The sequence below is a fragment of the Paenarthrobacter sp. NPDC091669 genome, assembly GCF_044756725.1.
GTDB lineage: Bacteria > Actinomycetota > Actinomycetes > Actinomycetales > Micrococcaceae > Arthrobacter > Arthrobacter bambusae_C.
This window is the reverse complement of record NZ_JBIVTK010000013.1, coordinates 17,161-39,910: the sequence shown is the minus strand read 5'-3', so window position 1 is coordinate 39,910 and position 22,750 is coordinate 17,161. Positions and strand designations below refer to the sequence as shown.

The 22,750-nt window shown below is 64.5% G+C and carries 10 protein-coding genes; all 10 read right to left on the bottom strand.

Annotated features, from left to right (window positions below; translation table 11 throughout):
* Positions 1–41: 41 nt before the first annotated feature.
* The 10 genes from ACIQLI_RS19270 to ACIQLI_RS19225 all read right to left on the bottom strand — a co-directional run bounded on the left by ACIQLI_RS19270 (position 42) and on the right by ACIQLI_RS19225 (position 22,691).
* The gene (locus ACIQLI_RS19270) at positions 42–4,496 is read right to left on the bottom strand and encodes an FtsK/SpoIIIE domain-containing protein (protein ID WP_400391327.1); all 4,455 of its coding nucleotides are present in this window, start codon (positions 4,494–4,496) and stop codon (positions 42–44) included.
* Complete coding sequence (locus tag ACIQLI_RS19265) at positions 4,493–5,197, bottom strand: hypothetical protein (protein WP_026541428.1); 705 nt, start codon at positions 5,195–5,197, stop codon at positions 4,493–4,495. The genes ACIQLI_RS19270 and ACIQLI_RS19265 overlap by 4 nt, the downstream gene beginning before the upstream one ends.
* Before the next feature lie 45 nt (positions 5,198–5,242).
* Positions 5,243–7,009 (bottom strand): serine/threonine protein kinase, encoded by a 1,767-nt coding sequence (locus tag ACIQLI_RS19260; protein WP_400391323.1) that lies wholly within the window; start codon positions 7,007–7,009, stop codon positions 5,243–5,245.
* A complete protein-coding gene (locus ACIQLI_RS19255) occupies positions 7,006–9,006 on the bottom strand; it encodes a hypothetical protein (protein WP_400391320.1) in 2,001 nt (666 codons plus the stop codon). Before ACIQLI_RS19255 ends, ACIQLI_RS19260 begins: the two co-directional genes overlap by 4 nt.
* Positions 8,993–9,919, bottom strand: coding sequence for a PP2C family protein-serine/threonine phosphatase (locus ACIQLI_RS19250; protein WP_400391317.1), 927 nt, complete (start codon positions 9,917–9,919; stop codon positions 8,993–8,995). Before ACIQLI_RS19250 ends, ACIQLI_RS19255 begins: the two co-directional genes overlap by 14 nt.
* Positions 9,916–11,502 (bottom strand): RDD family protein, encoded by a 1,587-nt coding sequence (locus tag ACIQLI_RS19245; RefSeq protein ID WP_400391314.1) that lies wholly within the window; start codon positions 11,500–11,502, stop codon positions 9,916–9,918. The genes ACIQLI_RS19250 and ACIQLI_RS19245 overlap by 4 nt, the downstream gene beginning before the upstream one ends.
* The gene (locus ACIQLI_RS19240) at positions 11,495–13,990 is read right to left on the bottom strand and encodes a transglutaminase domain-containing protein (RefSeq protein ID WP_400391312.1); all 2,496 of its coding nucleotides are present in this window, start codon (positions 13,988–13,990) and stop codon (positions 11,495–11,497) included. The genes ACIQLI_RS19245 and ACIQLI_RS19240 overlap by 8 nt, the downstream gene beginning before the upstream one ends.
* Positions 13,987–15,390, bottom strand: a complete 1,404-nt coding sequence (locus tag ACIQLI_RS19235; RefSeq protein ID WP_400391309.1) for a DUF58 domain-containing protein — start codon at positions 15,388–15,390, stop codon at positions 13,987–13,989. Before ACIQLI_RS19235 ends, ACIQLI_RS19240 begins: the two co-directional genes overlap by 4 nt.
* 74 nt (positions 15,391–15,464) lie before the next feature.
* Entirely contained in the window at positions 15,465–16,436 is a 972-nt protein-coding gene (locus tag ACIQLI_RS19230; protein ID WP_089594270.1) for a MoxR family ATPase, read from the bottom strand.
* A 54-nt stretch (positions 16,437–16,490) separates the two neighbouring features.
* On the bottom strand, positions 16,491–22,691 hold the full coding sequence (locus ACIQLI_RS19225; RefSeq protein WP_400391305.1) for an Ig-like domain-containing protein: 6,201 nt from the start codon (positions 22,689–22,691) through the stop codon (positions 16,491–16,493).
* Positions 22,692–22,750: the final 59 nt, after the last annotated feature.

Here is a 22,750-nt window from a genome sequence, read left to right as displayed (position 1 = left end):
TTTTGTGAAATCCTCCTACATCCGCCGCGCTGCGGCAAATCCTAGCTTCGGTTCTCCGGAGGCATGGCGATTTGCAGTTTGCGTACCTTGCCACGTCCAACAATGTAGCCACGGCCGGGAATGAAGTCGGTGCTGATCCTGCCCAGGGAGGTGTTGAGGAGGCTATCGCCTTCCACGTCTCCAGGGTTGAGCAACAGCCCACGGCGCCCGGACTTGAACGGCTGCGCCAAGGACCAGGCCTGGGACCAGGTGGACGTTTCAGACTCCCCCACCACCCACTGATCGGCCTTGATGGCCGCCGTGACCAGGCGCCCGACCCCCGATTCGGCCAGTGTGTCGGTGAACTCGGTCAGGCCCTCGATGAAAATGGCCATGCTGCCCGGGTTGTCCGAGGCTTTGTCGATCAGGTCATCCACGACATCGGAAACCTCATCCGGACCCACCAGCGAACGGCTCCAGATGTTCAGCGACGCAACAGCGGAACGGCGCGAGCCGATGTAGATCAGGTCTGTCCGCGGGTTGGAGCGGCGCAAGGCGTACGCCAGGGTCACCAGCGCCACCGTACGTCCGGCACCCGGAGGGCCTGCCAGGAGGAGCGAGCCCTTGGCGGCGATGGCCGCCGAACCCAAGGTCTCGTCGTCGACACCAATAATCGGGTTGTCCGGAGCGCCGGTGGGCAGGATGTCCAGATCCACCAGCTCCGGGAGGCGTTGGATCTGCGGTGCCTGCTCGAGTCCTTGACGGACCATGGCCTGGCTGAGCTTGGCCACTTCGCGCGCTTGCAGTGCCAGGTTCGAGTTGCCGCCCAGCACGGCGAGCTGGACTTCGAGCCCATCCAGCAACCCGCGCCCGGGAGGGGAAGCGGCGTTCAGGACGTCCTTGGGGACGTCCAGGGTCATGTAGTCGTCTTCGGAGCTGAGGCGCAGGACCAACCGCTTCTGGATCGAAGCAAGGAGCGACGCCGGAACAGAGTTGGTGCGGTCACCGCTGACGACCAGGTGGATGCCCAGGGGACGTCCGTCGGTGGCCAGTGTCAGGAAGATGTCCCACAGCGCGGACAGCTTGCTGTATTCGTATCCTTCCCTGAAGGAGGACATGCCATCGACCAGGATGAAGATGCGCTTCTCGTCCGGCCGGTTGGCCAACTGCCGGTACTCCACGATCGTGGAGGCCCTGACTTCGGCGAACCGGGCAGCGCGGTCGTCGGCTGCTTCCTTGAGCCAGCGCAGCAGGCGTCCGACGCGTTCAACGTCGTCGCCATTGATGATTTCACCAACGTGCGGGAGTCCGTCCAGCATCTTCAGGCCGGAAGAACCGCAATCGATGCCGTAAATATGCACGGGACCGCCACGGGGTGTGACGGCGGCAGCGATGGCGATACTGCGCAACGCAGCCGATTTTCCTGATCCGCCCGTGCCGTAGACGGCCATGTTGCCGTCCTTGTCCGGTTCGTAGAACACGGTGGGCTGGTCCTGGTGGGCGGGATCGTCTGCGACGCCCAACAGGAGCCGCTCATCCGTCCGCGGATTCGGGAGCTTGGAGAAGTCGTAGGTGGTGGCGAGTTCGTTGAGCCACGGCTTGCGCGGAGGCTCGATCGAGAGGACGTCCGCGGCACGGATGATGTTTTGCGTCATCCGGGCGATGTCGTTCGGCCCCGCGGGTTCTTCCTCTACCTGGGCCACCAAGGGCGGCTCCCAGGTGGGCCCGGAGCCGAAGGCCATCTCCACGATGTCGATCCGCGGACGCTGCGGTTTCTCAGTGGTCCAGCCACCGGCATATCCCGTCTGGAAGCCCTGGATCCGCCCGGGGCCGGTCTTCGCGGCGCCACGGCCCGGGATGGAGGGATCGAAATAAGCGGCGGTGGGAACACCAAGAATGTCCACGGCATCCACTTCATCGGCCATGCGCAAAGCGACGCGGAGGTTGGTGTTGGCACGCAGGTTGTCCTTGATGACGCCGGCAGGCCGCTGCGTGGCAAGGATCAGGTGCAAACCCAGGGAACGGCCACGGGCAGCGACGTCCACCACGCCGTCCACGAACTCGGGAACTTCGGTAGCCAATGCTGCAAATTCGTCCACGATGATAATCAGGTACGGCGGGGCCTCGGGATCGGCTTCGCGTTGCAACGCCAGCAGGTCCTTGGCCTTCTTGCGGTTCAGGAGCCGTTCCCGATAGTGCAGTTCGGCTCGCAGGGAGGTCAGCGCACGGCGGACCAGGTGGGGGGACAAGTCTGTCACCAGTCCCACGGTGTGGGGCAGGTGGAGGCAGTCCGCGAATGCCGCGCCGCCCTTGTAGTCCACGAACAGGAAGCTGACGCGGTCCGGGCTGTAGGCCGCAGCCATACCCATCACCCAGGACTGGAGGAATTCGGACTTGCCGGCACCAGTGGTTCCTCCCACCAGAGCGTGGGGTCCCTCGTTCTTCAGGTCGAGGTAGAACGGTTCCACGCCCTTGGAGCCAACCAAAGCCCGGAGGCTGCCGCTGTCCTTACGGTTGGGCACGGACGAGGCATGGACCGAGTTGTTTTCCTGCCACCGCTCGGCCACAGCCTGCGGGTTGTCCATCAATTCCTTGCCGATCAACGTGGCGTAGGAAACGGCGCGCGGGAGGTCGGAGTCGTCGTCGAGCGGGTTTCCGACGTCCACCAGCGGCGACATCATGCGGGCCAGTTGCGTGGCGAGGTCCGCATCGAGGCTCTCGCAGCTCACGGGATAGGTGTGGCGGCCCAGGCGGACCTGGCCTGTGGTGGTGCCGTGATCGCCGTCGACGGAAAGGAAGTCGCGGCACGCTGCGGGGAGGGACTGCACGTTGGCCGCAACCCACATGATGTGCACACCGTGGTCAGGGCCGCGCTCCACCAGTCGCGTGAGGCGTCCGCGGTCCACGGGAGCATCGTCTTCGACGATCACCAGGACAGCGGGCACAACGGGGGCCGGGATTTCTTCGTGCTCGTTCTTGAGCCCGGGGCGATGCTGCGGACCTGGTTCCTTGGCCATGGACTCGCGCTCTTCCACGAGGCTTTCCAAGCGGGACAACAAAGCAGCACCGGCGCCAGGGCCTGCGGCGAGGTGGTCTCCGGAAAGCGGGCTGTGGCCTGAACCGACATGCGGGAGCCACTGAAGCCAGTCCCAACGTTCACGGGAACGCGCCGAGGTCAGCGAGGTCAGGACAACCTCTGCAGGCGAGTGGAGGCCCACCAGTTGGAGCACCATCCCGCGGGCAACATCATCCACCACGCTGCGGTCCCCCGCCACGCCGAACGATCCGGAGGTCCGCAGTTGGGAAACAATGGGCACGCCCTCGATGACCCGGACCTGCTGGAGGCATTCCTGGATTTCCCGCATGTACTGCGGTTCGGTTTCGTTGGCGCCCGGCTCGTCGAAGGGGATGCGCGACGGCGCGGAGCCCAGCCCGAAACGGACGCCCAGGAAGTGCTGGTGTTCGGGACGGTTGGTCCACAGCAAAGGGCCAAGTTTGTAGATCGCGTCCACGGTATCGCTGACGGAGGGCGCTTCCTGGAGCCTGACGGCGCGCTCGATGTTCTGCTGCCGGTCGATGTCCTCGCGGAATGCCAGCATGGCGGCCTTGAACTGCTTGTGACCTTCCTTGGCCTGGCGTTTGCTCTGCATCTTGTGGTCTACGTAGTGCCCCACGATGAACAGCGGCATCATGGCCATGAAAAGCACAGAGAGCAGGTTCTGGGTGACGGCAAAGAGCACGCCGCCCATCAGCAGCGGCGCCACCAGCATGATGTACGGGAACGGCTGGTGCTCGGGCCGTTTGGGACCCGCCGGCGGCACGCGTTTGGGTGACTCAAACCTCGGCAGGACCCGCGGTGACCGGTTGAAGTCCACCAAGGGCGACGACGGGCCGCCACTGTGGTTCCGGGACAACGCCACCACTCCCACAGTGGTATCGCCCAAAGTGACCGTGTCAGAGGATTGCAGTGTTGCCCTCGTGACGGGCAACCCGTCCATGAGCAGCCCGTTGGCCGAGTTCGTATCCACGATCTCCACGGTCTCGCCCACTGTGACGCGGGCATGGCGCTTGGACGTCAGCGGGTCGGACAGCCTGATGTCGGCGTCCCTGTCCCGGCCGATGTAGCTGGTGCCGAAAGGCAGCGAAAATTCGCGTCCGACGTCGGGCCCTGACATGACGCGCAACGTCGCCGCTGCCGGTCCCCTGTTGGTGCCGTTGGCGTGGCCGTTCGAGGCAAACTGTTCGCTGACCTGCGCGAGCGAGACCTTGGAACCGGGCCGCAACCCGGACTCCAACAAGTTGTCGGTGGGTCGCAGGACGTGTCCGGACAGGCCACCGCCAACAAACGCTTCGTCCACGCTGATGGACAGGTTCGACGGCGCTTCGGTCCCCTTCCGTGCGGGGTCGGCGGCCCAAAGTTCGGTAGCAATGTCAGCAACGGTGGCGCGACCATCCACCGTCACGGCGAGGTCCTTTGCTTCCGCAGGATCACGCCGCAAGGTCAGGCGAAACTTCATCCTTCGTCGACTCCAGTCATTTTTTCAAGGAGGTGCAAATCGGCCGGGGTCACCAGATGCGAGGTCACTGCGTGCTCCACCAGGCGGGCGCGGCGGTTGGTGGCGAGTTTCCCTGCACCACCGCGCAACCCAACCACTCCCACGCGGTCCAGTTTGTCGCACACGTTGTCCAGCTTGCGGTTGAACCGTGTCAGGGCCCAACCCAGCCGTTTCGCAGCCTCCGCCGAGGAGGGAATGGCGCTGAAGCCTGTGCCTTCGCGGCGCAGCATTGGCTCGGCCAAGGCAACGATCAGGGCCTTCTGTGAGTCCGTGAAGACCACAGGGCCAATGGTGGTGTCCCCTGCCTGGTCCTCTTCGCGGGCCTCATGCCGGAACGACGGCGTCTTCAAATGGACGGCGAATTCATACGTCGTGGGCCCGGCCGTGAAGATCACGTTGGTGTGGCTGAAAACCAACGGGATCCTGGCACCTGGCGCAAGCCAGGCCTGCATGCCACCGGAGCCATCCGCGATAGTGGCAGACAACATACTGCCCACGTTGCTGAGCCACCACATGCCGTCGTAACGGGCGATCTGCAGGAAGCGTCGGTGCAGATACGGGTTGTCGTCGACCTCCAGGTCACCTTCACGACCAATGTCAAAGACGTCTTCGTCGGATGGTTCGTACCATTCCCCACAGAAATCTATTGCTAGATCCCCCATGATCTGTGCCTCCTCAGTCGGCGGTAAGTAAGTGTCATCTGCCGGCTACCCGTCCAGGCAAGCGATGGAGCCCGGCCCCTCAGGCGACGCGCTGCCGTCCGACCGGACGATGATGACCTGCACGCAAATGGGCGGCTCACCAAAGCCGGAAACGAAGGCCTTCTCCGTCTGCGTTGTCTCGTAGGCGCCGTCAGCCTTAGCCGATTTGGTGCGCCACTTGTAGGTATCGCCCTCTTTAGGCTGCGGGTTCTTCCAGGAAAAAACGATGATGTTCGGATCCTTGGTATCCCGCGCCGCGGCCAGTGCCTCGACGTCAGGGACGCTGCCACTGTCCAAGGGATCGGCCGGGGCCTTGCTCGCAGTTTCCGTCGGGGCCACTTTCGGTTGTGCCGATGAACCCAGGACCATGCCCACCACGACGGCGACCACCAGCACTGCTGCGCCGGTGACGGCGAGCCATAGGTTGCGCTTGCTGTGGTCGGCTGCCGGGACGTCGTCTTCCGTTGTCGACGCCCCTGCGGAGGCAGCAGAGCGGCTGACGGTTGCCTCAACGTCCGGCGCAGCTGGCGAAGCCTGCCAGCCTCGCAGGACCGTGGATTCGGCGACGTCGGGTTCCTCTACCGCGCTGTGCTCCCTGACGGGGGCGTGGAATTGCGGCGGAGCTTGCTGGGTTGCGCCCGGCTGAGTCTGCTGAGCGTGGGCCGGGCTGGGCTGGGTGGGACTTTGCGGGGCCTGACCCGGCTGGAACGTTTGCGGCGGGGAAGGGCGTGCAGGAGCCTGGGTGGCGCCGGGAACGGTGGACGGGAAGGTCCGCGCGGGGAATGTGGGCGCCGATCCCGTGGTGGCTGTCCCCGACGCGTCCGGATCAATCGAAGCAATGCTCCGGACCCGGGTTTCCTCGAAGTTGTCGTCCGGATGATGATCGTCGCCGTGCCCGGGTTCTTCAAGCACCTCAAACGGTGTCACGGACAGGTTCAGCTCTGTTTGGATCCGCTGGAGCGCCAGGGCAAAAGCATGCGCCGACGAGTAGCGGGACCCCGGTGACTTCGCCATGGCCGTGGCCAGGACCAGTTCCAGGGACTCCGGAACATCCGCCCGCCCAAGCCTGGGAAGGGGCGAGTTGGTGATGCGCGAAATCAGCTCGCGCTGCGAATTGTCCTGCCCGGGAAGGACAAAAGGCGAACGGCCTGCCAGAAGCGTGTACAGGGTGGCACCCAGCGCCCAAATATCAACGGGAACCCCGTCCACCGCGCCACCCCGGAACTGCTCTGGCGGCGACCACGGAATGGACATGCCGGCGTCGTCCTCGGTGTCGGCGCCTATGGTGCCGGAGATACCAAAGTCCGTCAGTGCGGGCCGGTTGTAATCGGTGACCAGGATGTTGGCCGGTTTGATGTCCCGGTGGACAATGCCGGCCCGGTGCGCGGTCTCGACGGCGGACGCCACCTGGATGCCGACGGCCAGGACCTCGTCCACGCTGAAGCGCTGACGGCGGTACCGGACATCAAGGCTGGGACGGGAGCAGTACTCCATGGCGAGGTAGGAGTGGCCGCTCTCCGTAATCTCGGCTTCGAAGATCGTCACGATGTACGGGTGCGACGACAACTGGGCCATCAGGTTCGCCTCGGACTCGAAGCGTCGGCGTGCGCCCTCGGTCTTCAGGTCTGACAGCAGCACTTTGACGGCCACTTTACGGCGGGGCCTGTCTTGCTCATACAGGTAAACATCCGAGAAGCCGCCGGAGCCCAGCAGGCTCACATACTGGAATCCCGGAATGGGTGGAGGCGGCGCGGGGGGCCTCTTGGAACTCAAAGAATCTCCTCGAAACGCAATGAAATGTCGTCACCCAACTCGGCGATGTCGCCGTCCAGCAGGATGGCCATTTCGTTTTGGGCAAGGCGGCGGGGTGCCTGGCCTTCCCTGATCAACACTGTTCCGTTGGTTGCCTTCAGGTCGCACAACATGACGTGCCAACCCTCCAGCCTGACCTCGACGTGGGAGCGGGAGATGTCCCCTCCGGGACTCTCCACCTGAACCAGCCTGGGCATGGTGCCGCCCTGGACACGGGAAACGGAAGGTTGCCGTCCAATGATCAGCGACTGGTCAAGATCGATCAGCTCGCCTGTGGAAAGGCGCATGCGGCCAAGACGCGGACGTTGGACCTGCTGGGCATCGCCGGATAGCGCCGTCCCGCAGACAGAACACTGCGGATACGTGGGTGGATTCGCATGCCCCTGGGAGCACACCCGTGCCAACACGCTTGGCCCATGGGCAACCGCAGCTTCCGGGGCAGCAGATGCCGGTTCGGCCGCGTCCTCGTTCCCGGCAGCCAAGCTGCTTTTCATGATGGTCTGGCCGTCATGGTCTGAATCTTCGTCGACGACGCCTGCGGGAGGTGCAGATGGCCAGGCACCCGGAAGCTGCGGGGCAGGGTCCGTACCTGGCTGTGAAGGGCCGGCTCCCGTGGACGGTACCGACCCTATGGACGGAACAGCGGGCGTGCTCGAAAGCCCAGGCGGGGCACTGGCTGCCTCCGGCGTGGCGGGGCTGCTGCGAAGCCAAGGCACGGAATCGATCAGCCCGGACCCTTGCGGGGCTGACGAGGGTTGCTCAACGGATTCCCGGGCTGCCGGCTCCGGAGCGGGGAGTTGCTCAACAGGGGTTTCCGGAGTGCGGGCCTCCGGTGCATCCGGCGTTTTGGATGCAGGGGCGTCATGGTCATCGGAGTCTTCTTCGACCCGGACAGCCGCGTCTTCAATGTTCCGCATCACCGTTTTGTCCCACAAGTGATCGTAGTTGGTGGTGTTTTCCAACGTGGGCATCAACGGATCGGTGGTGCTGGTGTGGACAGCTGGCTCCTCAGCCGCCGCTTCCCCGGCATCGTCACTCGTTTCCGGGCCTTGCAGGTTATCGGGATGCGGGAGCGCTCCCGGTTGCGAAGACTCACCTGCCGCGGGGCTCTCCCCCGCCGAGGCAGATCCCACGGAAGCCTGTGCCGCACCGGCAACCGATCGGTCTTTCGGAGACCCGTCGGTCTGGGGAAACTCGTCGGCTTTGAGAGATTCGTCGGTTACGGGAGACTCGTCGGCCGCCGACTGGCCACCTGAGGCCCGGTTGTCGGAGAGCTGGCCGTTGGAGAGTTTTCCGGCGGAGAGTTGGCCCGGTGCGATGGTCAGCCCAAGGTCAGCCTCGGTGTAACCGATCATGGTTTCATCGGAAACCCTGTCCTGAACGGCGGGCTGCTCTTCGCTGTCCTTTGCCGGTTCCTCCAGTTCCTCCAGTTCCTCCAGCGGAACGTCTGTTGCGTGGATCGCGGGCCCCCCATCCCGGACGGATTGGCCGGGTTGGCCGGGGGCAGCTTCGAGTACTGACAACAGCACCACGCCCTCTGTCAGGGGCAAACTGTTCAACGGCATGCCGGAGGCGGAGCCGCCCCCGATCCGGAGGCTGTAGGACGTTGCGCCTGCGAGCCTGCGCTCTGTCCAGGTGGTGACGTCACGGCCGGTGAGCTGTTCAGCGCCCGATTCCACCTGGACCAGCAGTTCGAGATCACCACGGAGGAACACGCGGAGCGCGTCCTTGGAATCGATGATCCCGAACGGAGGAATGCGGCTCAGCGAGACACCAAAGGCGTCCGTCACCTCGTGAAGGACCTCATGGGCCTCGGGAGCAGATGCCAGCAACTCCCAGACGGTGTCGATCAGCGCGTGCGGAGTATCCGGACCAAGGAGAACCACGGTCCCGTTCCGCACAACGCCAAACCAGTCGCCTTGCTTGTAGCGGGTCAGCGAAAGGTTACTGCTTGCCATCGGCGCCTTCCTCCTGGTCAGCCGCGGATACTTCGTCCGCGCCGTTCACCCAGGCTCGTGGAAGGGTGTCCTCTTCAACGTCGGAGGCAACCTCGGGGCGGGGCGCGGTGGTGGCGATGCCGGCGTCGTTCATGACGTTCTTGGCGTCCACCACGATCACGGTGACGTTGTCCCGGCCACCGCTTCGCAGGGCAGCCTGGATCAGAGCGTCCACGGCATCCTGCGGATGGGCGACGGTGCTGAGGATGCGGAACATGTGGTCATCGCCCAATTCACCATTGAGGCCGTCGGAGCAGACCATGATCCGGTCACCTTCCTGGATGGGAAGCAACCAGAAATCGGCCTCGGTCTCATCCCCGGTGCCCAGGGCACGGGTCACTACGTGGCGGCGGGGATGAACGGTTGCCTGCTCCGCGGTGATGTCCCCGGAATCCACCAGTTCCTGCACCTCGGAGTGGTCCACGCTCACCTGCGTGAACTCCCCTTGGCTGAGGCGGTACGTCCTGGAATCTCCGATGTTCATCACCAGCCAATAGGGCAGGCCCATCTGTTCCACCACCACGACGCCGGACAGCGTGGTTCCGGCACGGGCTCCCGTGGCGTTGCGGATGGCTGCGTCAGCCCTCAACAGGCAGGCCTGCAAATCAGCTGCAGATGCGGTCCGCACGCCGGCAGCAAGTTCGGGGGCACTGCCCAAGGCCCGGACACACATGCCGCTGGCAATTTCACCGGCCTCATGTCCGCCCATGCCGTCCGCTACCGCAAAGACGGGGTCTGCGGCGATGAACGAATCCTCGTTCAGTTCACGGCGCAGGCCGCGGTCGGTACCGTACCCGTAACTCAGGCCAAAGGATGACCCGCCTGAAGGGACGCCGGCTTCGGCATTGGCAGGGGTGGCCGGCTGTGAATTCATGCTTGTCCTAGGTGGAAGGAGCGGTCCCCAAAGTGAACAGTGGAACCGGGACGGACCAAGACTGCCTGGCCCGGATGGAGTCGTGTCTGGAGACCGTCAGGCGTGGTGACAGCGCTGCCGTTGGTGGAGTTTCGGTCGGTGACCCAGACGCCGTCGCCATCCACCCTCAGATGCAGGTGGGTTTTGGAGATGGACCGGCCGGGATCGGCAACCGGCAAAAGTTGCTCTACCCCTTCCCCTGGCTGCGCAGCCGGGTTCCTCCCCAGCAGGACCGAGCCGCCGAGTTGGACGTCCTGGCCGTCATCAATCCGGATCCGCAAGACCGCTTGTGCCCGCGCAGTGCCGGGGCGCATCTGGGTCCGCTCCACGTCGTCGTCGGGGTGGCCGGCAAAGCCGGCAGCCGGCGCGGACGGTTGCTGGATAACGTGGGGCTGCGGCGTCACGGGAGCCAACTGTTGTGCAGCCGTCGTAGGCCGTGGTGCCGACGGCGGACGCCACTGGTTGGGGTCATGTGAGGGCTGCTGGGCAGTGGGCACCACGGGAGTCGCCGGCGCAGGCGCGGACTGCCCGAAACCGGCCGGACTGGCCGCAGGGGAAGCGGCAGCAGCCGGAGTGGGCCCGGTTGCCTTGGCACCGGTAGTTGCGCCGGTGGGGACCGGAGAAGCCACCGGCTGCACGGGCGGGAGATCCATCGGCGCGAAACTGTAGGGGCCCTGGATGCCACCCGTGGCCACGGGGTTGCGTCCTGCGTTGACGTCGAACACCAAAGACTTCGCGGCCTTGTCCTGCCAGCCGCGCAGCTTGCCGTCCTTGTCCCAGGAATTGGAGACCACCACGAGGACAGCCCAGACAACACCCAGGAGCATCAGTGGAAGCCCGATCCACAGCACCAGGGTGATCAGGCCAAGGGCGGAAAGAACCACCGAAGTGATTCCGCCAAGGAGCAGTACGCCGCCGGTGATGATGCCCCGGACAAAAACTGCACCGGCCCCTGGAGCGTAGCCCTCGGCATCGGAGCTGCGGATTCCCATGAGCTGGTTGCCAATGGTGTTGCCGGACTTGGCTTCGAGTGCAAGCAACACAAAAATGTAGACCACCGTCACACCCAGGCCGATGCTGCCCAGGAGGACCAGCAGGCCCGTGTCATAGACAATGAAGCCGTTCCTGCGGGTTTGCGTGATGCCTGCGATGCCGATGGCGAAGGTGGTGGCAAGGACTGCAATGGGGCCAAGCCAGTCCAGAACAGCAGCGCCCAGCCTCTTGCCTGCGGATGCGGGCACCAAGTGGAGCTTGGTGGTCATGGTGGTCCCTCCCCCTGGCCCAGTGATACGGTCCGGCGCCGTGGTGGTTCCCGGAGGCGCCGGGTGCGTCGGCGACGCCGGCGCCGACACTACCGAGATACTACCGGGATCGGGCAGGCCCTGCCGGGTTGCGAACTCCAAAGCCGCCCTTTGGGCGTGGTTGATGTTCCCTTCCTTGCGGGCTCCACGGTTGCTCAACGGGGATCCGCACTGCGTGCAGAACGTGGCCCCGGGAAGGACCGCATGCCTGCAGGCCGGGCAAAGTTCGGCCTCATTATTCATTCGTGGTGTCCTTCTTGAACGGCAAGGTGAAGCGACGGCGCGTCGAGGGATCGGTGGTTGCCTGATTCCGTCGCCGGAGGGCAGCCCGTCCGTCCGACAGCAAGGACCGCGGTGAGAACCGGGCCTGCTGCCGCTTCCAGAAACCGACGCTTCCCGTGATGTCGGTCAAGGACGAATCGACGATCTCCCAATAGTGCTTGACCTCGTCCTCGCTCGGTTGGCCGGCGCCAAAGACTGCGGCATCTGCGCGGTGGGCCAGCATCGTGGTGGTGCCGCCGGCGTTCGGGAACGCCTCCGAGATAACGGTGGCCGATTCACGCCGCGTTGACTTGGTGTCGATCGAGGCACCCATGTCGGTGGCGAGGCTGATCACTTCGTTCCACCCACCGCCGACCCGCTGGGCAGGATGGCCATCACGGAAACGTGCCTTCCGGCGTCGTGCTTTCAACAGAAGGATGAGCAGCAGCGGCACGGCGAGTATCCCCAAGGGGATCAACGCAACACCGATGGCTGCCAACAGCGGTCCCCAGAAGAGCCATGGGTTGTTCTTCTTCTCGTCGGCGTCCAAGGCATCCGGCGTGGAGTCCGGCGGCAGGTCCGCGGGTTCCTGCGGCGGGGGCGGCGGCTGCAGCACCTGCGGCTTGGGCTTGGACTTGTTCTCCGGGTCCGGCGGGATGGGGACGTTGTCCTTGGGCGGAGTGGGGTCGAACGCAACCCAGCCGACGCGGTCAAAGGCCACCTCGACCCAGGCGTGGACGTCCTTGCCGGTGATCTTGATGTCGCCGGCACCGTTTTCGGGGCTCTTGGGATCGGGGTAGAAGCCCATCACTACGCGCGACGGGATGCCGAGGTGCCGGAGCATGAGGGACATGGAGACGGCGTACTGTTCGTCATCGCCCAGCATCTGTTTGGCGGAGAGCATGTTGCGTACACGTGCGGCGCTGTGGCCGGGAAGGCTGGGAAGCTGTCCCTCCGTCACCAGGCCGTTGCTGAACGCACCGCTCTTCTGGAAATGCGCTTCGATCTGCCGCACACGGTCAATGGCCGTTGGCGCATCGGCGGACAGTTCATTGGCCTGCGAGGCAATGATCGGCGGCACCTCCTGTGCCTCCGGCAGCGTCAGCTTCGCGAAGTCGTACTGCGTCAGCTGGCCGTGCTCCAGGGTGCCGGGGTCGGAGACCTGGACCGTGTAGTTCTCGCCTTTGGACAGGCCCTTGGTGGTGACCGCGGTGTCCGTGCCGGCGTTGAAGTATAGACCCGACGCCGCACCGGACGTGTCCGCGAATCTCATGCCAGTGGTGTGCCGGCCACCCGGAACGAAATACCCCTGGTAGTCCTCAACAGTGATGTCCAACGTGTAGTTGGTGCCCTTCACCGGGCTGCCGGTCTCAGCCAGCGTATTGAGCGAACGGGCGTCTCCCACTTTGCTGAAGTTGCCGGAGCTGTTGGGATCCATGGTGTAATTCAGGCCGTTGAAGGCATCCAGCGCGGCGAGGCGCACACGAGCGTCCTTGGGCAGGCCCTTCACCGTGAAAAGTGTGCTGTCCTTCTCGTCCTTGACGAAGTTCCGGAAGCTCGCCAAGGGAGTGATGTAATCGCGGGGGTCGAACGGTGGGACGATCGTGTTGCGCAGCACCTTCCGGTCGTCGCTGGCAGTGACAATCGGCGACGCGATGGCGGTGACGCCGACGGCGACGGCGATCACGGCTGCAGCAGTCCCCAACCGGCGGAGCTGGCCGCGACGCGCTGCACCGGCGTCGGAATCCGGCCTGTTGGCCGAGACAGTCTTGGTGCTCCGCTGCCGAAGGACATCGCGGCGGAACGTCGCCCACACGATCGAGACAATGGTCAGGGAGACACCGCGCTCCACGTTGAGGAAGCCGGCGCTGGTGCTGAAGGCGATTCCCGTCACGAACAACACCAACACAGGCAGCAAAGGCCAGTACGGGCTCTTCAGCCGCCAGGTCAGCATGCCAGCGGCCAAGGCGGTCAGCAGCGAGCTGAGGAACGGCACGATGAGCATGCCGTTGGCAGTGCCCACGGGAACGCCGACCGTCAGCATGTCCTTCCAGGAAAACACCACGCCCAGCAGCAGCGTCCGCAACGAATCAAGGCTCGGCAGGACGCCAAAGACCGCTGAATCCGGAACAGCCAGGGCAGAACCGAACAGCATGTAGGCGCCAAAGGTTACGGCGGCAGTAATCAGCAGGCCCAGGCGAAGATGGGCGTTCAGGACCGCGATGCCCAGTCCAAGCAGCACACCGCCGAGGCCGGCGACCAGATAGTGCGGGTCTCCCCCGAAACTCAGGCTGAATCCGAGGACTCCCAGGAACAGCAACACCACGAGGGCGCCGCAGTCCACGGCGAAGTGCCACAGCGGGCGGCCATCGGCAAAGATCGACCCCCCTCCGGCGCGGTTGGAGCGGCCTGTAGACCTGGCTCCTTTGGCGGCGCGGGGACGCACGCGGAGATTCGGTGCGGTGCTCATGCTGCCGCCTTTCGAAGAACAATGGCCAGATCGTCCAGGTCGCCGACAGTGAGGACCGTCAGGTCGGCGATGTTGGCCCTCGTCGGTGCCGCGCCGGGTTGGACACGCACCGCCAGGCTGCGGACCCCCGGGGGCACCGATGCGGCACAAGTTCGGAGCTGGGTTGCAGTGACGTGACTGCCCACGACGAAGAACACCACCGAGGCGTTCGGAACGGCGTCGGAGAGGTTCCGGGCGAGGTCTACGGCGGTCTTCCGCATGGGTGCCCCGACAATCCGGGTAGCGTCATCGAGCAAGTTGCGGCCGGTTTCGCAGCGGAGCGGTCCCTTTTGGGTCAGGACGTCGAGATCGCGTTGTTCGCTGATGGCCTGGCGTCCGATGGATGCTGCCACGGAGATGGCCATCTCGAACTCCGGCTCGGATTCGTATTCGTCCGTGTTGATGGACAGGGCGATGGCGAGGTGTGCGCGGCGGGTTTCTTCGAACTGGCGGACCATGAGTTTGTTGGTACGCGCCGTGGTCTTCCAGTGGATATGGCGCCGGTCATCACCGGGGACATAGTCCCGCAGGGCATGGAATGAAACGTCGGCGCTGGACAGCTCAGTGGTGGGCATGCCTTCAAGGTCGCGGATGAAGCCGGCGGCAGAGCTGCCCAGCGACACCGTGCGGGGGTGGACGAACAGGTCCACGGGTTCGGTCCACATGACGCGACGGCGGAGAAGGTGCAGGGGGTCCGCGCGTACCGAACGGACCGGGCCCACCACGATCACGGCACGCCGGGCCGTTGGGATGGTGAAGAGGTCCTCGTGCACCTGCGCCGGCTTCATGCGGGGCAAATGGAACACAGCAGTATTGGCGCCGACGGGAAGTTCCAGCGCGGCCGGCAGCAACGGCCGGGTGGAGACGTTGGACACCGCAATACTGCCCACCGCATCATCGCCCACAGCCACACGTGTGCGGGCAAGGTCCAGGACCACGCCGTAGGCCGAGCGGCCCACGATGAAGGCAATGGCCAGGACAAACAGCAGGAAAGCCACCATCGCTGCGGCCTTCGCTTCCTGCCAGCCCCACGCCTGTCCAGCCCACCAAAGTCCGATCGCTGCAGCAAGGACCATCCAGCCTAGCAGGCTCACCACGGCGAGGACCGGCCACACGAACTTCAGCCAAACGGCCCGGACGTTGCGCCAGGCCGGTGAGAGGAACTCGGCGGCTGTTCCCGCGGCTTCGGCCCACACGGCGGCAGGGTGCAGGGAGCTGGGCTTGCCCGGTTTCCCTGGACGGCCAGGGCGGTTGCCTGGTTCGCTGCGGGATGTACGGGCGCCGCGGATCTTGCCGCTTACAGCGGCCGTTGCACGCTTGAACGAGTCAGCAGCCCTGGTCAGGGGTGTGCTGGAGGACATGTGGAGGCCTTTGTTTGAGCTGGGGTGCAGGTTGGGGGTGCGATGAGCCGAACCGGCTCGTGCGGTGCCGCGGACTAAGCGGTGGCGCGTTGCTGGGGGGCGGCGACGTCAGCCAGAACGCGGGTGAGGACAACGTCAGGCGTTGCACCGGAGAATTCCGCCTCAGGATCCATCACCAAACGGTGGGTCCACACCACGGGTGCCAGTTCCTTGATGTCATCCGGAAGAACGAAGTTGCGGCCCTGGCCCGCGGCCCACACCTTGGCGGCACGAACCATGGCAAGTGCACCACGGACGGAAACACCAAGGCGGGTCTCGGAGGCGTTGCGGGTCTCCTCGCACAGCCGGGAGATGTATTCCAGCACAGCCGTGTCCACGTGGGTGGTGGCCGCGAGGTCTGCCATGTCAGCCACCGCCTGCGTGGTGATGAGCGCAGTGAGCTCCTTGGACCGGTCCTTCAGGTTGGCCCCGCCCAACAGCCGCACCGTGGAGGCGTGGTCCGGGTAGCCGATGGACGTCTTGATCAGGAAGCGGTCCAGCTGTGCTTCCGGCAGGCGGTAAGTGCCTGCTTGCTCGATCGGGTTCTGGGTTGCCAGCACCATAAACGGCCGGCCTGCCTCATAGGTGGTTCCATCCACGGTCACTCTGGATTCTTCCATGACTTCCAGCAGCGCAGACTGGGTCTTCGGCGACGCACGGTTGATTTCATCAGCCAGGACGATGTTGTTGAACACCGGACCCTTGTGGAATTCGAACTTCTGGGTCTTCTGGTCGTAGATGGTCACACCCGTCACGTCGGACGGCAGAAGGTCAGGCGTGAACTGAATACGGTTGTGCGAACCCTGGACTGTTGCAGCCAGGGCGCGGGCCAACGAGGTCTTGCCCGTGCCCGGTGCATCTTCAAACAGGATATGGCCCTCGGCCAGCATCGCCGTGAAGGTCAGCCGGATGACGTGCTCCTTGCCGAGCACCGCCTTGCCCACATTGGCCACGAGCTTCTCGAACGTTTCTGCAAACCAGGCGGCCTGCTCGTTTGTCATGGTCATCGGTTGATCCTGTTCCTTATGTATCGGTGGGGGTTTGAAGTTGTTGCCATGGGATTAGCAGCCGCCGGGGCGGGGCCCGTAGAGGTCCACTGTCGTGGACTTCACGAACCAGCCGTCCTTCGGGGAACCCTGGAGCCGGTACCACGGCGTGCCGTTGTTGTAGATGTCCTTGGTGCAATTGATGGTGATCTTGCCCCAGGAGCGTTCTACCCAGCCCACACCACATTTCGCGGGACTGCCGGGCGTGTAGCTGTCCGTTTGCCCGGGCTTACCCGGGCAGGTCCGGACAGTGCTGGCTTCCACCTGAATCTCTGATGCCGGCGGGTCCGGCGGCGGTGGCGCAGATCCGCTCCGGGACGTGTCGCTTCCGATGTTGCCGGCCTGGCCACCGCTGATGGCGCGGACTCTCAACGTTTTTGTTTCGCTGAAGCCCACGGTCGTAGAGAAACTTCTCTGCGTTGTGTCTGTCCAGCCGCCGCCTTCAAAGCTGTACTGGTAGCCGGTGACCGGCCTGCCGTTGCCGCTGGGCTGGTTCCATGTCCAGGACACCGTCTTGTCGCCGACGCCGCTGCTCTTGCTGCCGGTAACTGTCGGTGCCGCCGCAAGCCCATAGGGGTTCACGGTGTTCGATGCCGGACTCCTGTCGCCAGGCGTGGGGTTCCGCGAGGAAACTGCCCACACCACCACAGCCGTGTCTTGGCCGTTCGGTGCCGCTACAACGCCGCCCCCGGCCGGGATCTCTCCGCTGCCGGCGCCGGACGTCAGGGCATACCTATAGCTGATCTCATTGGCGGTGGCTCCGTTGCGTTCCTTCTGTGACAGTGGGTTGAAGGCCACACGGATCTTGCCACCAGCCGCGTTGGTTTCCAGCAGTGCTGCCGTAGGCGCAGCTACCATGCCTGGCTTGCCTGCTGCGCGGACCGCCGCCGACTGCTGGCTGACACCGCTGACGCCGGCCTTGTTGGTTGCCGAGACCGTGAAACTGTAGTCGGTTTCGCTGTTGTCCACGGTGACATTCTGGGAGGTCGCCCCCACCGACTGGGTGGCCACGACGGCCCCGCCCCGGTACGTGGTCAACGTGTAGGCGGACACGGCGTCGCCGTTGTTGTTTGGTGCAGCCCATGTCACCTGGAGTTGGCTCTGCCCGCCAAGGGGTTTTGCACCTGCAACTGAAGGCGCAGCAGGCGTCGCCGGCACACCAGCCGGCGTTTCCGCCGCAGAGTAGGGGCTCCACTCGGACGGTTCCTTGGCGTCGTTCCGGGCCAGGACGCGGACCTTGTAGGCCACGCCGTTGGTCAGTCCGGACCAGACGTGGCTGTTGCCCGTGAGGTTTTGGATCTGGGGATTCTGTCCGGCCGGAGCCGGCGAGATCTCGAGGTCGTAGGACTTGATGGGCGAGCCCTTGCTGCCAGGAGCACTCCAGGCCACCGAGAGTTGCTTGTCGCCAAACTTCAGCGTGGGAGCAATCGGGGTGTCGGGCTTGACGTCCGGACGGACTTCGGCGGAGACCGGAGAGCGCTCGGATTCGTTGATCGCATTAGTGGCGGTGACGGCAAAGTGGTACTTCACGTTGTTGGTCAGCCCGGTCAACGTACACGTATTCGCGGGACAGTCCTGCTTGAAGCCGTTCTCCCCGTACACCGTGTACTTGGTGATGGGTGAGCCACGATCTGCCGGCGCGTTCCATGTCAGCAACGCTGTCTGGTCGCCCACGCTTTGAGCCAGCGGCGTGGTGGGCGCGGCGGGCTTGTCCTTGACGGTGAGGCGGATGCGGGCCGTGGCGTATCGCGAGGTTTCGCCCGTCTTGTCGCCCACTACGTAGGCAACAACCATGGTCCCGGTGAAGCCCGACGACGGCGTGACGGTCACGTTTCCGCCGCTGACCTCTGCCGTGCCTTCGCCCGTCTCAGTGACCGCAGAGATGATCTTCAGCGGGGTATCCGGGAACGGGTTGGAGTCGTTCGCCAACGCATTGACCGTCACGGAATTCCCGGATTTCGCATCCGGTTCAAGGTCGTCATTAGCCACCGGCTTGGGTCGGTTGGAGGCCGTCAATGACAGTTTGTACGTCGCGACCGCTTCGAGGCCCCGCGGATCCTTCGCTTTCACCTGGACCGTGCCGCCTTGACCGATCTGCACCGAGTCTTCGGCGGAGACCTTCAGGGTCTTGCCGTCAAGGCTCACCCTGAATCCACCCGGGGCTGCACCGGCCAGCTCATACTTCATGTTCTGAACGTCGTCGGAATCGGGATCCGACGCGAGTTTCTCCAGGTCCAGGCTGGCCGAGTCACCCTTGGGAACGTCCACGTCGCTGCCCAGCAGCACCGGCGGGTTGTTCTTGTTCGGATCCGGCAGCACCTTGGTGCGGATGCTCAGGGTCGACTTCAAGCCGTTGGGGTCGTCGGGGCCGCTTCCGTCAGTGACTTCGAAGCTGATGGAACCGGGACCAACGTATTCAGCGCCGGCCGTGTACTTAAGTGCCGTTCCATTGCCCGCTACGGGGTCGCTGCCGTCGGCACCGATGAGTTTGATGCGGTCCGCCTGGGTCAGCCGCGGCGACTTCCCCTCGCGGACCTTGACCCATTCGGCCAGGTTCACGGTGACGGACTGGCCTGAAACCAACTCCACCACATCATCCTTGGCGAGCGTCGGAACCTGCTGCCCGATGCCCGGAACCCAGATGATGGCAGTGGACTTCTGGCCGTCCACATCCTCCACGGTGTACGGCACCAACTGCGGCTGCTCGGTGAGGTCCACCACCACGTTGCCTTCGGAACCGGGACGGGCCGTATCCAAGCCTGTGGTGACCTTGAGGTTCTCCCCCACGCCGTCCGGATCCTCGTCGTTTTTGAGGACCGGAACGTCCACGGCGGTCTTGCCCAGTGTCTGGGCTGACGTGACGCGGTCATCGCGGGCGATGGGAGCCTGCAGCGGAATGTCGTTCTTGACGTTCACCCTGATGCTGGCCTGGCCCACGGCGTCCCGGTCATCGGCTACGGAATAGCGGACGTTGACCGTCCCCTCGGCCGCAGGAGCGGTCACCAGGACGCGACCGCTGGTCTTGCTGACTTGGGCCTCGAGGCCTGCATCGGCTTCAATGCTGTCCGTCAGGATGCGGATGATGTCACCGTCGGGATCGGTGTCGTTGACGGTGGCGTCCACGGCGATCTGACGTCCGGGACGGACCTGCACTTCGTCATCCACCGGGGCAGGCTTCTGGTTGTCTTCACCGCGGGGCGCGACGCCGACAGTCACCGTTCCGGTGTTGACCGCACCTTGGCGGTCAATCACCTTGTAGCGGAACGTGTCGGTTCCCGCGCCATCGCCGGCGGCGACGAAATCGATGAAGCTGCTTCCCGCCGTCGCAGTTCCCATGGTGGGTGTGCTGTCGATGCCGGTCAACTGGACCGAGTCGCCGTCGGGGTCGATTCCGTCCAGCGGTACCGGAATCCGGACGCTGCCGCCGGCCACTACGCGTGCGGTGAGGTTCTGCGGCTGCGGACGTGAGTTCTGTGCGCCTTCGAGCGGCAGGATGTGGATGGTGACGGCTGCCGCGCTCTTCTGGCCCTGCGGGTCCACGGCGTTGTAGATGGCACGCACGGTCTTGGGAGTGGGGCCGGCAATGAAGCGCAAGGTCTTTTCGGAAATGAACGCCTTGCCGTCCTCGTCCGGAATGGTCTGCGCCAGTACGGGATCGACGGACAGTTCTTCACCCTGCGGGTGCGTGTCGTTGTCCAGGACCGGAATGGTCACGACGTCGTTGACCCGGACGTTGACTTCGTCGGGTTTCGGCTGGGGAGCCTCGACGACGGCGGGGGCCGGCACCGGGACGACGCCCACGGTGCCTGTGGCCGAGCCGCGGCCGTTCGACATGGTGTAGCTGAACACGAACGGCTCTTTCGCGCCAAGGACATCGGTAACGCGCAGCACGCTGTGGTCAATCACGCTGACCGAAGCGGACGAGCCGTCGGGGACGGTGACGGATTGGAGGACCAGCACGCCGCCGGAAGGATCGGAGTCGTTGGCCAATGGATCCACCAGCACGCTGCCGCCCACGGGGAGCAGAGCGACGTCATGAACCGCGACAGGCGCTCCAGAGTCCTTGCCTGATTCGACGTCAACACGGATCAGGCCTTGGCTGCTTTGGGGCCCGTTGCTGGCGATGTAGGTCAAGTAGATCGGGCCCGGCGTGGTGCTTCGGAAGGTGAACGTACCGCCGTCGGTCACTGGACCCAGCTCCGCCGGTCCGGCGGCTTCTACGTGGGCAACGCGCAAGGCGCCGCCATTGGGGTCGACGTCATTCTTGAGCGGTGCGATGACCAGGTCCTGGCCGACTACCGCCGTGACATGGTCGGCGTTGACCACCGGCGCCAAGGCGCCGGGGGGCTGAACGTTGACAACGATCCGGCCCGTGGTGGTGGCCCGGCCGTCCCACACGGTGATGGTGACGTTTTTCTTGCCCGGTGCTGCACCCGAGTCCTGGTAGGTGAGCAGGCCATCGCGACGGACTTTCACCTGGTCCTGGTCGTTGTCCGTCTTGGCATCCAGGAGGACGAGGTCGTCTCCGTCGGGATCCATCCAGTCGGTCAGGATGTTCTGGCTGACGGATTTGCCCTGCTCCACCAGCATGGTGGTGGGCTCGCCGCGTTTGAAGAAGGGAGGCTTGTTTTCCTCCGGAGCCACGACGCGCAGCGTGACCTGTCCGCCGGCGGACAAGCCGCGTCCGTCCGAGGCGTTGTAGTCGAAGGTTTCCGTTCCCGGCTTCGCGTCAGCGGGGACCTTGATCTGGAACGCTGAGCCACCGTAGATGTTCTCCAGCGCCCCGGATTTGGGTCCGTTCGCACCTACCGCAGCGGTGAGGACATCGCCGTCGGGGTCTGAATCATTGTCCAGGATGCTGAGGATGGAGGTCCGGCCCGGCCGGACACCGAACTCGTCCGGCTTGGTTTCAGGCGCACGGTTGGGCTTGGTGCGGTCCGGGAGAACGTTGATGGTGTTGTTGTCCGCGGACTCCTGGTCCTGGTCATCGGACTGGTTCTTGGGCGGGACAACATCGTCCCAGTTGTTCACGAGCTGCATGTTCTGGTTGACCAGCCACACACTGCCCGAGTTCACGTCATTGAGGACTACGAGGTCGCGGTTGACGCGGAAAACGTAGCTGGGTGAAGCACTGGCCTTGGGGACGTCGTTTTTCTTGTCGTCCGCGTCGTTCTCGCAGTCGCGGACATACTTGTTGGCCCCGGACCAGGCAGCGTGAACGCATTTGCCCACCTGCACAGGTGCTGCCGGGATGCCTTCGCCGTCGGCATTGACGGTTGCAGCGGTGGAACCGTCCAAGGGCTGCTTCAGGAGGGCTTTGCGCGTGGCGATGGCAACGAAGCTGCTGTCTTCGCCGCTCTGCTGCAGCTTGGCTTCCCGTGCATCCTGCAGCTGGAGTTTGCGGCCGCCGGGCAGGAACAGGTTCCCGGAACCCGCATCAAGGACAACAGGCTTGTCCCCCACTACGGCAATCTGAAGGTCGCCGGCGCCTTTGAGTTCGTCCACTTTGGTGACCTGCGAGTCAGTCCGCTCGCCATTGGGATCCACTGTGGTGACGGTGATTTCGCCCTTCCCCGGATCCGCTGTGTAGATGCGGTTGTCGGCGCCCACTGCGGAGACCAAGCCTTGGTCCCCTGTCAGGACAGGCTCCGTGCCTTCTTCGTCGAAGCCGTTGACCGTGGAGGGAGACAACGCCCATACCTTGCCGCGGGCGGGATCGGTCACCGACAGTACGGTGGAGCCATAGCTCACCTGCGACGACGACGGCAGCTGCTTATCGCCGCCAAGCTTCAGGTTCGCTGCTGAGACCTGGTTGATGGTGGAACCGGCTTCGTCGTCGACAAAGACGTTGCCGTCATGCTGCAGGACATCAAAGGTGGTGGTTGCCGGAGTCACGGCACCATCAAGAACACGCGACGGGTAATTCAACCGGCCCACGGCGTTCTTGGTTTTGCTCACCACCCACACGCCGCCGTCGTTCAAATCCACCTCAGTGGTCTTGAAACCCGGGTACAGCACAGCCCCGGCGATCAACAACGCGCCCGCTGCGGTGCCAGCAGTTCCCGCTATGAACTTTTTGTTTTGACGCCTTGTCAGCCCCAGCTTGCCGAAGAAATTTCTCACAGCCCCAAAATTCCCTTGATATACAGCCGCCCCCCAGCGGCGTCCGGGCCAACCGACACATGCCGGCAGCCGTGCATTCCGCAGTACCCCCATACGGCGGCGGAATTTTCAGTCCCTAAGACTATCCCACGCACCCCACGTCCAATCGAGGA

Coding starts and splice junctions, on each gene's coding strand:
- ACIQLI_RS19240 (WP_400391312.1), bottom strand. CDS start 13,990: ATGAGCACCGCACCGAATCTCCGCGTGCGTCCCCGCGCCGCCAAAGGA.
- ACIQLI_RS19225 (WP_400391305.1), bottom strand. CDS start 22,691: ATGGGGGTACTGCGGAATGCACGGCTGCCGGCATGTGTCGGTTGGCCC.
- ACIQLI_RS19250 (WP_400391317.1), bottom strand. CDS start 9,919: ATGAATTCACAGCCGGCCACCCCTGCCAATGCCGAAGCCGGCGTCCCT.
- ACIQLI_RS19245 (WP_400391314.1), bottom strand. CDS start 11,502: ATGAATAATGAGGCCGAACTTTGCCCGGCCTGCAGGCATGCGGTCCTT.
- ACIQLI_RS19270 (WP_400391327.1), bottom strand. CDS start 4,496: ATGAAGTTTCGCCTGACCTTGCGGCGTGATCCTGCGGAAGCAAAGGAC.
- ACIQLI_RS19255 (WP_400391320.1), bottom strand. CDS start 9,006: ATGGCAAGCAGTAACCTTTCGCTGACCCGCTACAAGCAAGGCGACTGG.
- ACIQLI_RS19265 (WP_026541428.1), bottom strand. CDS start 5,197: ATGGGGGATCTAGCAATAGATTTCTGTGGGGAATGGTACGAACCATCC.
- ACIQLI_RS19230 (WP_089594270.1), bottom strand. CDS start 16,436: ATGACCATGACAAACGAGCAGGCCGCCTGGTTTGCAGAAACGTTCGAG.
- ACIQLI_RS19235 (WP_400391309.1), bottom strand. CDS start 15,390: ATGTCCTCCAGCACACCCCTGACCAGGGCTGCTGACTCGTTCAAGCGT.